The sequence below is a fragment of the Aliikangiella coralliicola genome, from assembly GCF_007004725.1.
GTDB lineage: Bacteria > Pseudomonadota > Gammaproteobacteria > Enterobacterales > Kangiellaceae > Aliikangiella > Aliikangiella coralliicola.
Genome location: NZ_ML660161.1, coordinates 682,923 through 697,286, shown reverse-complemented (window position 1 = coordinate 697,286; position 14,364 = coordinate 682,923). Strand labels below are relative to the sequence as shown.

The 14,364-nt window shown below is 40.2% G+C and carries 11 protein-coding genes; 1 reads left to right on the top strand and 10 read right to left on the bottom strand.

Annotation, left to right across the window (positions count from 1 at the left end; translation table 11 throughout):
• The first annotated feature begins 8 nt into the window (after positions 1 to 8).
• On the top strand, positions 9 to 1,340 hold the full coding sequence (locus tag FLL46_RS05845) for a diguanylate cyclase (RefSeq protein ID WP_142892536.1): 1,332 nt from the start codon (positions 9 to 11) through the stop codon (positions 1,338 to 1,340).
• A gap of 16 nt (positions 1,341 to 1,356) precedes the next feature.
• Here the strand turns inward: FLL46_RS05845 and FLL46_RS05840 are convergent, their stop codons facing one another.
• The 10 genes from FLL46_RS05840 to sfsA all read right to left on the bottom strand — a co-directional run bounded on the left by FLL46_RS05840 (position 1,357) and on the right by sfsA (position 14,150).
• Entirely contained in the window at positions 1,357 to 2,079 is a 723-nt protein-coding gene (locus tag FLL46_RS05840; protein WP_142892535.1) for a hypothetical protein, read from the bottom strand.
• 153 nt (positions 2,080 to 2,232) lie between these two features.
• Positions 2,233 to 4,050: an alkaline phosphatase gene (locus FLL46_RS05835; RefSeq protein WP_142892534.1), complete on the bottom strand. Its 1,818-nt coding sequence runs from the start codon at positions 4,048 to 4,050 to the stop codon at positions 2,233 to 2,235.
• A 14-nt stretch (positions 4,051 to 4,064) separates the two neighbouring features.
• Entirely contained in the window at positions 4,065 to 5,642 is a 1,578-nt protein-coding gene (locus tag FLL46_RS05830; RefSeq protein WP_142892533.1) for an alkaline phosphatase, read from the bottom strand.
• Positions 5,643 to 5,934: 292 nt separating this feature from the next.
• Positions 5,935 to 6,375, bottom strand: coding sequence for a GNAT family N-acetyltransferase (locus tag FLL46_RS05825; RefSeq protein ID WP_142892532.1), 441 nt, complete (start codon positions 6,373 to 6,375; stop codon positions 5,935 to 5,937).
• A gap of 273 nt (positions 6,376 to 6,648) precedes the next feature.
• Positions 6,649 to 8,832 (bottom strand): S8 family serine peptidase, encoded by a 2,184-nt coding sequence (locus FLL46_RS05820; RefSeq protein ID WP_142892531.1) that lies wholly within the window; start codon positions 8,830 to 8,832, stop codon positions 6,649 to 6,651.
• Positions 8,833 to 9,404: 572 nt separating this feature from the next.
• Positions 9,405 to 9,812 (bottom strand): helix-turn-helix domain-containing protein, encoded by a 408-nt coding sequence (locus tag FLL46_RS05815; protein WP_142892530.1) that lies wholly within the window; start codon positions 9,810 to 9,812, stop codon positions 9,405 to 9,407.
• A 12-nt stretch (positions 9,813 to 9,824) separates the two neighbouring features.
• Entirely contained in the window at positions 9,825 to 10,088 is a 264-nt protein-coding gene (locus FLL46_RS05810; RefSeq protein WP_168204064.1) for a type II toxin-antitoxin system HigB family toxin, read from the bottom strand.
• A 500-nt stretch (positions 10,089 to 10,588) separates the two neighbouring features.
• Complete coding sequence (locus tag FLL46_RS05800) at positions 10,589 to 10,858, bottom strand: hypothetical protein (protein ID WP_142892528.1); 270 nt, start codon at positions 10,856 to 10,858, stop codon at positions 10,589 to 10,591.
• Positions 10,859 to 11,185: 327 nt separating this feature from the next.
• Positions 11,186 to 13,210, bottom strand: a complete 2,025-nt coding sequence (locus tag FLL46_RS05795; RefSeq protein ID WP_142892527.1) for a winged helix-turn-helix domain-containing protein — start codon at positions 13,208 to 13,210, stop codon at positions 11,186 to 11,188.
• Positions 13,211 to 13,442: 232 nt separating this feature from the next.
• Entirely contained in the window at positions 13,443 to 14,150 is a 708-nt protein-coding gene (gene sfsA, locus FLL46_RS05790; RefSeq protein WP_142892526.1) for a DNA/RNA nuclease SfsA, read from the bottom strand.
• Positions 14,151 to 14,364: the final 214 nt, after the last annotated feature.

Here is a 14,364-nt window from a genome sequence, read left to right as displayed (position 1 = left end):
AAAAAGCGATGACAAGTAATAAACATAAAAGAATATTAGTAGTCGATGACAAAGCCGAAAATGTTAACCTGCTTTATCACACTTTAACTCAAAAAGGTTATTCGGTATCGGGCGTTCCATCGGGTAAGATCGCGTTAAAAATAGTCAGGGAGTTTGACCCTCACCTGATTTTACTCGATGTCATGATGCCAGATATGGATGGCTATGAAACCTGTAAAAAATTAAGTAAAGATCCCTTAACCAGCGAAATTCCCATCATTTTCGTAACGGCTAAAACTAACCCCGAAGAAATAGCCAAAGGATTTGCCGCTGGTGCGAAAGATTACATCACTAAACCAATCAACGAACCTGAAGTTTGGGCGCGTATAGAAAATCAACTAAAAATCAGGGATTTATTGAATAAAAAGGAATTGTTGATTAACCAACTAAACATGCAGGAACAACGCTACAGAACAATCATAAATAGTGCATCAAACCCAATGTTAACAGTATCGCCACCTGGTAGAATTTCATCCGTCAATCCAGCAGCGACAAGCTTTTTAGGCTACGAAAAAGAAGAAATAATTGGTCAGTCATTTTCGCGATTTCTTGACACAGAATTTGTTGAAGAATACAAAACCTGTTTTGTAAACGATACAATTTTCGAAGAACAAGATAATAAGATTGTCGACAATGGCGCAAGAGAAGTTAAAATTGTTACACGAAACGGCATCAATGTTCCGGTCGATTTATCAATCAATCAGCTCGGTCTCAACTATCCATTGTACTTGTGCCATTTTCACGATCTAACTTTACACAAACAACATGAGAAAGAACTAAAGCGGCTTAGCCATATCGATAAGCTCACCAATATAGCTAATCGGCGCTCGCTGGATGAGTATCTAAAAAAGGAATGGCAACGAGCAACGAGGTGTAAAACGGAGATTTCGATTCTTTTTGTCGACATTGATTATTTCAAGAAATACAACGATCACTATGGGCATAAAGCTGGCGACGAATGTCTGAAACGTGTTGCTCGAGTTCTCAATAAAACGGTTTCACGCCCAACAGACATTGTGGCGCGCTATGGCGGGGAAGAATTTGTTGTCGTATTACCAGAAACCAATCAGCCAGGTGCGGAGAAAGTCGCAGAAGACTTAAGGTGTGAAATTGAGCAGTTAGCAATAGAACACATTCACTCTAGCTTAAGTCAATATGTGACTGTCAGTATTGGAGTCAGTAACGTATTACCAGAACAAGATATGACAAGCGAGCAACTACTCGTTGCCGCTGACAAAGCACTGTACAAAGCCAAGCAAACCGGCCGCAATACTATCGCAAGCGAACCGGTAACAGATTGAAAGTAAAGCCATACAACTAATGATGATGCCCGGCGTGAGAAGAATGAGCTTTCATAAATTTATGATTGAGCATTTTGCTCACCATTGGGTCAGACTCGCTATCACCAACATCGGCATAGTCAATCGTTTGATATTTCTCCCTCAATGTAAACGCTTTTTTAATCAAAGTTGAATCTGTAATGATTTTTTTAGCTTCCCAGGTAACAACAATATTATTAGCAGAAGTTTTGATTTTTTTAGGAAGTTGATAACTACTCAGCCATTCTAGTGCTGCCTGATACTTTGCCTTCTTTGATTCAGTTTCTGTTTGCTTAACTTTGTCCTGTTTATAACGCACGACTTTGTCACAACCAAAACCGAATGCTCGCCCCTTAACTAACTTATCACGAAAAGAATTACTGACAATATTATTTTTCGCACTCCAGTCACGATCACTATTCATTTCCATCGGTTGATACTCAATACCGTGTTGATACTCATCAAAATAACGTACTGGTCGCATTTGTCCGTTGGACACCAGATTCCATATTTCGGTCACTTGTCTTTCGGCATATTCATAAGCCACTTGATCATTTAGACGCCAGAAATTGAGTGCCTCCTGAGAAATGACTTCACCGCTTAACGCATTTTTTTTGCTAACGACATAGTTAACACCCACAATATTAGCAGAATGGCTGCATTCATTAGCGATTGTGAAAGTTGGCCATAATGACAGGATAGACAAGATAATTTTTTTCACTCCGTACTCCCAAAAAAACGAATATAACTTAGTTAATCTAAACGCCATAACCTTACAATATTTAGGGTTATGAATGTTTAGTTTTGCTAGTCTACATTCGTTTAATGACAGTTTTTTAACATTAGGAAAACATCCCTGTTTATTTTTCCCTATTTATTTTAGAACCACATTCGCCTTAGCAACCAGGTCACCGGCAAAGTCCATCACATGAAAGATCAGACTTTGCTCATTGGTGCCGGAAACCAGGTGCGCTCCGGGACCAGAAGCATAAATACCAACGTCCTCCCCCGCATGAGTTTCACCCCATTTAAATGGCACCAATGCTTCCTGGTGAAAACCAGGTGCCGTGGTATCCACATTAGTCAGGTCAACTCGGCCCGTCACTGAAGTCCCATAAGATACGTCTGCATCAGTTTCCAAACCTAAATCTCGAAACCCTGGACCGTTGGTATAACCAACCGTGGTATAAGGCATACCATCAGAAGCTAGCGAGTAGTCCGGCGCAGACTTTCCAACAGCAACGACTTTCCCGAGAATTGGATTGCCACGTTTAGGATAACCTGCGATGGTAAATACGTGACTGTGGTCAGCAGTTACAATAATTAGTGTTTCTTCAGGATTGGTCATCTCTAGTGCTTTTTGAACCGCTTCTGAGAACTCAATGGTGTCAGTTAATGCATTGTATGCACTACCTGCATGATGGCCATGGTCGATACGCCCCGACTCCACCATCAGGAAGAAACCTTCTTGATTATTATCAAGTACCTGAATCGCTTTTTCGGTCATTTCAGTCAGTGAAGGTTCACCTGCCACATCATTCGCTCTGTCTGCTTCATACTGCATGTGAGATTCGTTGAACAAACCGAAAACACGTTCTGTAGATTCTGGGTCGATGGCGTCAAAACCGTTCTGGTCGTAAACGTATACACCGTTTGCGTATTTTGCTTCCCATTCGGTAATCAAGTTACGATTGTCAGTGCGATCTCCTTCAATGGCACTGACTGCATCCGGGCTATTAGCTGCGGGATCATTAGGAAGGAAATGACGACGCCCTCCTCCCATCACCACTTCAATTCCGTCGACATCCAAACCGGCGTAGCGCGCTTCGAGATTGTCTTCAAAATTAACCAATTGGTCGGCAATATCTTTACAACCACCGGTCACGTCTTTCATGTCGGAAACATCTTCCCAGTTTCGGTGCGCAGATTTCGCGTAAGTTGCAGCGGGAGTCGCGTGCGTGATCCGCGCTGTTGAAATTATTCCGGTAGACTTGCCTGCAATTTCAGCCAATTCTAAAGCAGTCGCCAGTTCAATTCCTGAAGCACTGCCACAATCGCCTCTAACCACTGCTTCATTCAAACCAACCACACCAACATCAGTTTTAATGCCAGACATCATCGCCGTCATAGTACCTGCAGAGTCAGGCGTTTGTGCATCGACGTTATAAGTTTTAGCTAAACCTGAAAATGGAAAAGCGTCAAAACTCAAATTATTTTCTTCGCCCTGCATGCCTTTATTCTGACCATCCAGAATTCTCGCAGCAGTAACCGTTGACGCACCCATTCCGTCGCCGACAAATAAAATAATGTTTTTCGCCCCACCACGCTGTTTAATCACTTCCTGTAAACTTTCTTCAGCCAACTCAACTTTTTGCGCAGAATCGATATACCAGGAATTGTTGGTATTATTTAATACTTCCTGTTGAGACAATTGGGTAATCGGCGGATTACAAACCAGATTCGTGTCATCAATTTCGGTCGCATCCAGTTGATTATTGTTGTTATCATCAAGGCCAGAATCAATTTTAAGGCCTCCGTTCCGGCAATCAGCATCGCCGATCGCTAGTACAGTTTGTGACACCAAACTATTCAAACCGTTTACACCATTAGTGCCATCGTCACCATCATCAACACAACCACCCAGGCTTAGCGCAGCAGATACAGCAACTACTGAAGTCATTAACTTATTCATTTTTAAATTCCTCTTTACTCTGCAATTAGCCCGAGAGCTCGGTTAATTACGTGGAAAACAACACTTTGCTCAACGACACCTTGAACACGGTGCGCCCCGGGACCAATCGCGTGAATGGTAATATCTTCACCGGCATGAGTTTCAGATCCTTTTGGAACTGTTGTTTCCTGGTGAAATCCAGGTTGCTGAGTATCAACACCGGTCAAATCAACTCGACCTGCAACAGGATCTTCACTGTAGCTAGCATCACCATTGGTCTCTGCACCAAGGTCTCGAAAACCACGGCCATTGGTGTAACCCAAAGTCGTGTAGGGCAGTCCATCATCAGCTAATGACGGCTCTGTTTTCCCAACCGCAACTACTTTACCCAAAATAGGGTTGCCGCGTTTTGGATAACCACCGATCGTCATTACGTGGCTGTGATCCGCAGTGACGATAATGAGTGTTTCTTCTGGGTTGGTGTTATCAACTGCAGTCTGAACCGCTTTGGCAAATTCAATCGTATCGGTTAGCGCAGTTGACGCACTACCAGCATGGTGTCCATGGTCAATACGACCGCTCTCAACCATCAAGAAAAAACCTTTTTCATTGTTATCGAGAAGCTTAACCGCTTTTTCAGTCATTTCGCTAAGAGAAGGCTCACCAGCAACGTCGTTGGCACGATCCGCTTCGTATTGCATGTGAGACTCATTAAACAAGCCGAAAACTCTTTCTGTGGTTTCCGGGTCGATTGCATCAAAGCCCGTTTGATCAATGATATAAACGCCATTTTCATATTTTTCTTGCCACTCAGCAGTCAGGTCTCTCTCATCCGTTCTGTCACCTTCGGTACTACTGACCGCATCGGCTGAGTTAAAAGCGGGATCTTTAGGTAAGAAATTACGGCGTCCGCCACCCATAGCAACTTCTATTCCGTCGACATCGATACCAACAAAACGCGCTTCCAGATTGGCTTCAAAATTAACAAACTGATCGGCAATATCTTTACAACCTCCTGTCACATCTTGCATGTCGTCATTGTCTTCCCAACCACGCTCAACGCTCTTGGCGTAAGTAGCAGCCGGCGTCGCATGAGTAAGGCGAGCAGTTGATATGATGCCTGTGGACAGCCCTTTAATTTCGGCCAGCTCAAGCGCAGTCACAACTTCGTTTCCGGCAGATGTGGAACAGTCACGACGCACCACATCTTCATCGACACCGATAACACCAACATCGGTTTTAATACCAGACATCATCGCTGTCATAGTTCCTGCAGAATCAGGCGTTTGGGCATCAACATTGTATGTTTTTACCAGTGCTGTGTAGGGGAATTTTTCAAAACTTAATAAATTTTCTTCACCTGAATTTCCGGCTAATTGGCCTTCTAATATTCGTGAGGCAGTTAAAGTTGAAATCCCCATTCCGTCCCCGACAAACAAGATGACATTCTTAGCACGGTTGGATGGTTGTTGCTGCTGTTTTTGGTTAATAATATTTTGCGAATCAACATACCAATTACTCTGCTGTTGATAGTCAGGCAAAACACTCGCGTATGAACCGGATGCAACAGCAAATGTCACAAGACCAGACATAACGGTTCTAGTAAATTTCATGGGTTCACTCCAATGTGAATGATTAAAGTTAGGAAATCGAACAACCGAACAAGGACTCCGCAATTGAGCTTTGTAATAATTTTAATTGTGGAAGTTCGATGATTTATTTGTGAACGAAGAGCAGGATAGTTGAGATTTGTTTCGACAATATGTCGATTTTTTTACAGTAATATTTCAAATTGGAATAGGAGATAATAGGTAATTAAGGCTCGTTGAAATTATTTGGATTAACACGCCCTGAATATTTTTAAAAGTCCAACTTTATGCAAAGTTGATCAGGTTACGTTTAACATTATTTAACTTGAATTCGATATTCAACAACCCTATCAACTTCCTCAAAGCCAAGCATGCTATAAAACTTTTGAGCCTTGGTGTTGGTTAATTCGGTATCAGTGGCTAACTCTGAAAAACCATTTGATTTACTCCACTGAAGAACAAGCTGAATCACTTGTCGACCGATTCCTTTCGCTCGATATTCTGGCAGTAAGTACAAACCTTCAAGGTAGGCAACAGGGCTACTTAAACATCCATCAACAACATTTCGAGAAGATAACTCGACCATTCCAATCATTTCTCCATAGACGTCTTTGATCAGATAACAAAACCAGTCTGAACGCTGGTTAATTTTAATGAGTTCATCTTCAAGAAAATCTTCATCACAACTTTGATATAACGCTTTGCGCATATCTTGCCAAATTTTAAAGTCGTCGGGTTCAATAGGTGAAAGTATCATAGTTTAGCCCTCAAAATAGAAAATTCATGTGGCATAAGAATAGTTTATTTTCGAAACATCCTATTTTTCACTTCATTGTATTGTCAAAAACAAAATCCTTCAAACTACTGCCAGTCGTAAAAAACTATTCAAAATAATTTTAGAACTTTAGATGATCTTACAACTTAAAATATGGGCGTATGATTTATGAAAACTTCGAACAGAAAAGATGAAGGAGTCAATTGACTCCTTCATAATGAACAACGTCTGTCAATTAAGGCAACCTAAAGTAGGCTAATTACTTGGGACATCATCAGAACAGTTTGAAGTTCCTGCTTCGCACACTTTGAACGTAGAGTTAACAGTTCCGATCCGCCACTCGGACCATGCTCCATCATTAGCCGTCGTGGTATATAAAGAGCCATTTTCATAGATATCAATGTTTGTTCCAGTCGCCCCATTCCAATTTAAACTGACCTGAGTAAATATCCAGATAGAAACCGTTGAAACCGTCAAATTAATGTTTGCTGGAGGCGCAGTCACAGTCACTTGTTGGCTCGTTGAACTTTGAGCACCATCATCGTCGGTAACAGTTAACGTCACGGTATAAGTTCCGGCAGTAGCATAGGAATGATTTGGGTTTTGAGAAGAAGCGTTGTTACTGTCACCAAAATCCCAGCTCCATCCAACAATGTTTCCATCGGCGTCAGAACTTTGATCAGTAAACGATATGTCAAGGTTATTAGCGCTGTAAGTAAACGCTGCTTGAGGTGGTTGGTTGCTTGAATCACTGACCGTCACATTTTGCGTGGTTGAATCTTGCGCACCTTCATTATCAGTGACGGTTAACGTGACGCTATAAGTACCGGCACTGGCATAGCTGTGCACCGGGTTTTGGGTTGACGCGCTGTTTGTATCGCCAAAATCCCAACTCCAGCTAACGATACTTCCGTCAGAATCCGAACTACCATCTGTAAAACTGACACTGAGCAAGTTGGCTGCAAAACTGAAAGCAGCATTCGGTGGCTGATTGGTTCCATTTAATGACGCAAGCGCTGCGGCCGCGTCGATAATTCCTGCGCCGCAACCGCTACAACTAGCGGGGAAGCTTCGCGCAGTATCAATGAGTGTTTGATTAACCTGGGCAGGTGTTATCGTCGATTGATGACTATATAAAAGTGCCGCGACACCTGCGGCATGAGGCGATGCCATACTGGTTCCCTGGTAAAACTCATAGTTATCATTTTCAGGTGTTTGCGTACCAGTATTGAGTGTTGATAAAACGCCATTGGAAGCGCCGGAAGCTGTTTCTCCGCCTGGAGCAGCCACTTCTACGACACTACCGAAATTGGAATAGCTGGCACGACCGCCACTTCGATTAGTGGCCGCGATGGTCACCACATTATTACAGCTGGCGGGGGTAAATCCCGAAGCATCAGCACTACTATTACCCGCAGCTGCTACCACGGTTGTTCCTGCTGCAACAACCTGGTTAACCACGTCCTGCATTGAAGCATCACAGGCAGACTGTCCACCTAAACTCAAATTGATAACCTGTGCAGGATTGGGATTGGCGGGAATTCCTGGTACCGAGAGCCCTGCAGCCCAAAGCATTCCGTCTTGAATATCATCCAGTGTCCCGCCACACTTGCCCAAAACACGCACGGGCAAAACTTTTGCTTTCGGCGCAATTCCTGCCACACCAAGACTGTTATTAGTGACTGCGCTGATTGTTCCTGCTACGTGAGTGCCATGCCAACTACTATCCATCTGGAAAAATAGTGCTCCGGGGCACTCAAAAAGCCCAAACCAATCACCTTCGTCACTGGCGTCGGAATCTCTACCATCACCATCTCTTGCAGTGCCGCTATCTGAAATAAAATCGTAGCCGCCGACGATATTGGCCACCAGATCAACGTGTGGGCGGTAACCAGTATCAATAACTGCCACAATGACTCCGTTACCCTCGTTAATATCCCATGCAGGTGGCATATTAATGCCACCGGTTGCCTCATAATAATGCCACTGTTCGTTATAACGGGTGTCATTTGGCGTTGCCATCGTGTACAGCCGGATGTTGGGCACGGCGTATTCTATGTCACTACGCTTCGAGAGCTGAGTAATGACATTATCCATACTAATATTATTTATTGAACTTGTGTCTAAGGTAAATAATTGCGCACCAGATCCCATGGTTCGTTTTAATTCTAAAGAAATACTCAGCTCCTGGTTAATGGCTTGAACCCTGTTAAGGATTTGGGCCTGGCTGAATGTCCCAGAGTTTGCGTTGTTTTTAAACTTAACAATCAACTGATTGGCGTTTGATAATTGAGAGAATGCAGCTGGTTGAAAATTGATTGGCGTTTCTTTTACATCTGCACTAACGGTTAAAACGTGAGCGAATAGTAATATTGCTAACGAAACCCATCTGCTTAATTGGCGGTACAACCTACTGCTATAACGTGCTGTCGTTTTCATTATAATCTCCTGTGTAGGTAACCTGAGTTCGGGATAAGAACAGCCATCCAGCACAAGGATTTAATCGGCTCTCAGCGTTGAGTTTGCTGCCAATAGCTCGCTATTACCACGCAACCTCACCTTGATATCCGCTCAGCTCCTCGCACTGACCGAATTTTTTAGATTGTTCTACCAACAATATTGAGCGGTATTTTAATGATGCTTTAAAATTTAAAGACTTTCTGGCTTTTCTTATCCCGAACTCAGGTTAGGTATATTTTCCATTTGAAGTTAACTGGTCAAAAAAACAGCAACCAGTAAATTTATTATGCAAAGAAAACTTTCTTTGGGAAGATTGATCAGCGAGATTTTCGATTAAAATCGCAACATGCGAAGAGAAGCAATTTTTGTACAAGTGTACTTAATTATTTGAGATTTTATTTTTGAAATATCTCAAAAATTCATAAGCATTAGGCGATTGTAAATCGAATTTTTTAGCAGGCAAAAATAGCAACAGAATTCAAACGCCATGAAGAAGGTAAATAGAGAGTCAGCCCGGGGGATATAACTATCCCCCGTGGAAAAGCGATAATCTACGAATCAATAAATGTATTTGGAGACACGTTAAATCTTTTAGATAGTTCGCGCACATGACGTAAAGTCAAAGAGCGTTTACCATTCAGGATTTCAGAGACAACGCCCTGACTACCAATTTCCTTCAAGTCCGACTGTTTAATATTGTGCAACTTAATCAAATATCTCAGTGCAAGCAGTGCTCCACCCTGTTGCTCATACAGAAATGATCCTTCATATTCTTGTGCTGCTCGTGACATTGCCTTAATCAGTCCAGCCAATGGACTATTCGGGCGATTTTCTACTAATTCCATTGTTGACTTAAGATTAGACAATAGTGTTTCATAATCTTCGGGGGTTTTTGGAGTGTCAACCACTGGAGCAACCATATTCCAGTGTTGTACTGCTCTTTCCAGTGCTTCTTGCATTTCGATATTCCTCTAATGGTTTCCGGGCTTTATCGTTTCGATAAAGGCGACTTGTGATTCAAAATTAATAAGTGTATGGACGAGTAACGTTGTTCCTGGAACGGGAAACTTGTACTGATAGCTGAATCCACGCATGTCTCCAAATGTTGCTCGTAAAGCTCGGTCTGAGTAAAAATTCCCCTCGTGGAGAATTTGATACCAGCCTTCAAGTTGCTTATGAGCAGCCGGGTAACGCAGCTGAGCATCCTTAATCTTATTGGTGGCGACAACTTTCAACTTAATCCTCCAACCGTGTTTGTGCTTTAAAAAAGTGAATAAAGTGTTCTTTCATCGCCTCTCTAGATGAGAATTGGCGAGAACAGTATCGACAATACCGCTTGGGATACCGGAAATCGAATAAATTGAGATAAATTCGACTAACCTATTGATATTAAAGGATATAAATCCACATAAATATTTGAGATTTCGCTCATAAAATTAGGTAAAAATCTTTTTTGCGTGAATTTAACGCAGGATTTCACATTGGATTCATAAATGGGGATTACAGTTTGGGGAGATTTTATTTACTAGTGGGAATTCGGCTAGACTACTCCTGTGGTCGGGCCAGCACCATACTGGAGCATTTAACACAAACAATTGGCAGGTATTGTCAAAACAGATGTAAAGTTAGTGGTGATAAAGATTCCAAAAGTGATAGCAAGAAGGTCTGATAACATCGGTTATCAGACCTTGTGAAATAGGCTTTACTACATTTGATAAATTTATTTACTTCGTTCTTATTCAGGGTTGTTAGTATTCTTATCTCGGTCTTCTTCTGAATCTGAATAGCTTTCGGCTTCGTGAGTTTTTTCTAAACTATAATCTTCTGCCTCAGTCGTATTACTACAGTGGGGATAATTCGGACAACCGTAGGTGGTTTCATCAAACAGTTTCTCAAGTAAACTTCTATCTATAGTTTCAGGTAATTCTTCAGATGCCTCTTCATTAGCTGAGACCGAAGTAGACAATGAAATCGATAGCGCCAATACAGCAAACAATTTATACATGATTTATTCCTCTTACTTAAATTAGTGTTTTTGCAAAGTCACTTTAATAATGAATAGTAAGAAGGAAAAAAACGAATAAATACGTAATAAATATTCATAAACCTCATATAAATATCAAATCCGTTCATTTTTTAACTAATTTATTATTTAGGACTCAGCGTGAATAGATATTTTTACACACAATTTAAGCTAAAATCACAATAATTTATTTACTAGTTTCGCTTAATATGATAACCACAAAAACTCCTTAAGAGATTTTTTAAAGAATTTCCTATGTTAGCATTCAAGTTAATTTTTACAGACTCTATATAAAAGTCCTTGGCTCATCTAACGATTGAAATACATAATATCAATGTTGCCTTCAGACACTATATTTGTATATATAAGTTTTTTAACTTTATCAAAACTAAAATTTTTAACTTTCGACTCTAATAGAATAACCTTATCTCCTGATTGAATATTAAGTTTTATGATTCGATTAATTGATTCATTTTTTTCAAGATAAAGTATATGGTTTTCATCATAAACATCCCATTCATCAACCTTTCTTAATGCACCAACATTAGCTACTTGAATGCTAGAATTATTTTTTGGGATATATTTATAAATATAAGGGTCTCTTTCTTTAAAGTAAAAAAGACAGTCTTCATTGATACAAGGTCTAGCGGCAATTCCCTTAAATAAAGTAGCTCGCTCTCCTAGAGAACTTAACTTTCTAGATTCAATACTCCATTCACCTTCATATTGAATCGAATATATAAAACGGTCGTTTTTCACATCAAAAACAGGGTTATTGTGAACTTGGCTCGAATAGTTTTCAGAATTGAAAATCACGTTACCCAACTTATCAATAATATTAGTCGTCCCGCTCTTGTTATACATAATCAGATCACCATTAGGTGAAGCAGACAACCACTTAATCTCAAATGAGTCGTCGTATTGTGTCAGTTGAATATCACTACCTTTAGCATTCCTCATCCATATTTGAGGCTCGCCAGAACGATTCGAAATAAAAGTAACGAAATCATTGCCACCAGCAGCTAAATAATCATTAAAGCTAGAGCTAATTAATGTCTCACTTGTTCCGGCTTCAATATCAAAAACACCGACATCTATGACGAAATACTCACCAATAACAACTCCTATTTTGTCTTCACTAACTAAAAATGGCGTATAAATATTTAATAAAAATTTGGTTAATATTTTCTCGCTGGATCCATCTGCAGATATTTTCGAAATCTCTTTATTACCAGACTGAAAAAATAACGCACCATCCGCGTCCCAATCCAAACCATCCAAAAGCCAGGGCATGGACTTTATTATCTTGTGAGTTCCAGTTGATACGTCATAGATCCAAATTTCTGAAGATGACCAGCCTATATCTCGAATATAAGCCAACTTATTAAACTTTTTAGAATATTTAAAAGCATAATCACCAAAGCCTTTTGAATCTGGTTTCGAAATAAGGGATTGTTGTTTGTTATTCAGGTTATAGTGGTAAATACTCGCGGGAGAATCCATATCTTCATTGATTGCGATAAAAATTTCATCTTCATCTTTCCATTCAGCTCTTAGTCTTTGAGCTCCACCTCGACATAGCTTGATTGGAGTTTCTTCCCCAAGTTTAACAGCTTCGAGATCAATATCTCTGATATATAATCCGCACTTATCCGCACCGTATAAATAATAAATTAGTTTTGTACCACTCGGAGAAAGTACAGGAAACATCTCATTCTGCTCAGAGTTAACTACCGCATAATATGACTCTTGATTAAGCGGTTTCAAATAAATATCCCACGAACTTCTATTTTTATGGCTAAATAAAAGAAACTTATTATCAGAAGATACTTCGGGATGATGTTCCAAACCTTTTAGTGTTGTTAAAGGATAAAGCTCTCTTATTGTCTGTTGTTCACTTTCCTTGTTCGCCAGATAAATAGCAGTACCGATCAATACAAAAATTAGTAAAACATAAAAATAATTAACTTTAAGGTTTAAAGCCTGTCCACCAAATGGCACAGCCTTATACTCCTCGGAATTCGCAACAAACCGAAACCCTTCCCCGGTAACTGTCTCAATGTACTTAGGATCAGAAGCTGAATCTCCTAACGTATCTCTTAACTTTTTAATATTTTGATTAACATTCGCATCAACAACCGTTTTTCCTTTCCAGACATGAGTAATAATCATGTCTTTGGTTAAAACACTGTTTTGATGATCGATAAAGAATTTTAATAATGTGTACAAGGTAGGAGACAACGAAACTTCTTTGTTTTCGCTGTCAAATAGTTTACGGCTGCTGGTGTTGAGAACAAAATCCCCAACTTTCAACAAATGAGCGCCTGTTTCCACTTACAACCCTTACCCTTAATAAAAGTAATTTCGAATATTATTTATAGTTTATTTGCGATAGTTTATCGTTATTATTTTGTTAACGCGTTATTTAAGTTTTGTATCCAATAATAGCAATAATTAATCTCGATCAGCCCCTAAAACACGTAAACCACCCAGCCTATCGCCTATTTATACCAATGACAAGCGCCTGATAGTTCTTATCGAAATATTAAATATTGAATCTTTCTACTTACTGATGAAACTCAAGGCTTCTGCCTAATTTAATTTCATTAACGGAAATATCGGTATTATAAACAAGCACCTCAACCCCGGCGCTTATCGCTTCGGCCAATACTTGAGAATAATCAGGGTCAATATGTGCCGCTGCAGACACACTATTAATACCGGTATGCTGCACCAGGAAAAATAAAACTGCGCGATGACCTTGTTTAACACAATGCATTAATTCACGCAGATGCTTTTGCCCCCTGGTGGTGACTGCATCAGGAAAATAGCCTTTGTCATCATCTTCCAGCAATGTAACGCTTTTAACTTCAACAAATGTTTTTTGATCACTTTCGTCGGTCAACAATATGTCAATTCGGCTATTCTCTTCACCATATTTCACTTCTTTTTTTACATCGGCAAATCCAACCAGTTCTTTAACTTTGCCTGCAACTATCGCCTCATAGACAATATTGTTAGCAAAATGGGTATTAATGCCGATTAAATCGCCTTTGTCATTTTCTGACAGCACCCAAGTATACTGGTATTTCCGTTTAGGATTTTGACTATCTAAAATCCACGCGGTCCAACCAGGTTGCCAACAGTTTTTCATAGAACCGGTATTCGGACAATGAACCGTCATTTCTCCCTCATTCGGGTGAATAACGTCAGTAAGAAATCGTTTGTAGCGCTTAACCAGCTGTGTTGGTTCAAGCGATTGATGAAATTCCATACAAGAATTTGATAATAATAGAGCAAGATTAATCTGGAGCAGAACTTTACCATTCTTGGGGCAAAATGAGAATCACTCAATTATCTCATATAGTATTAGGTAATAAGGCTTATCTCATTTCCTTCCTACGCCATAACCTACATTCAATCCACTAATTACGTTCGAAATTTTTTCGGCGCTCAACCGTTAAACAAGAAACTAACATGAAAAAGAA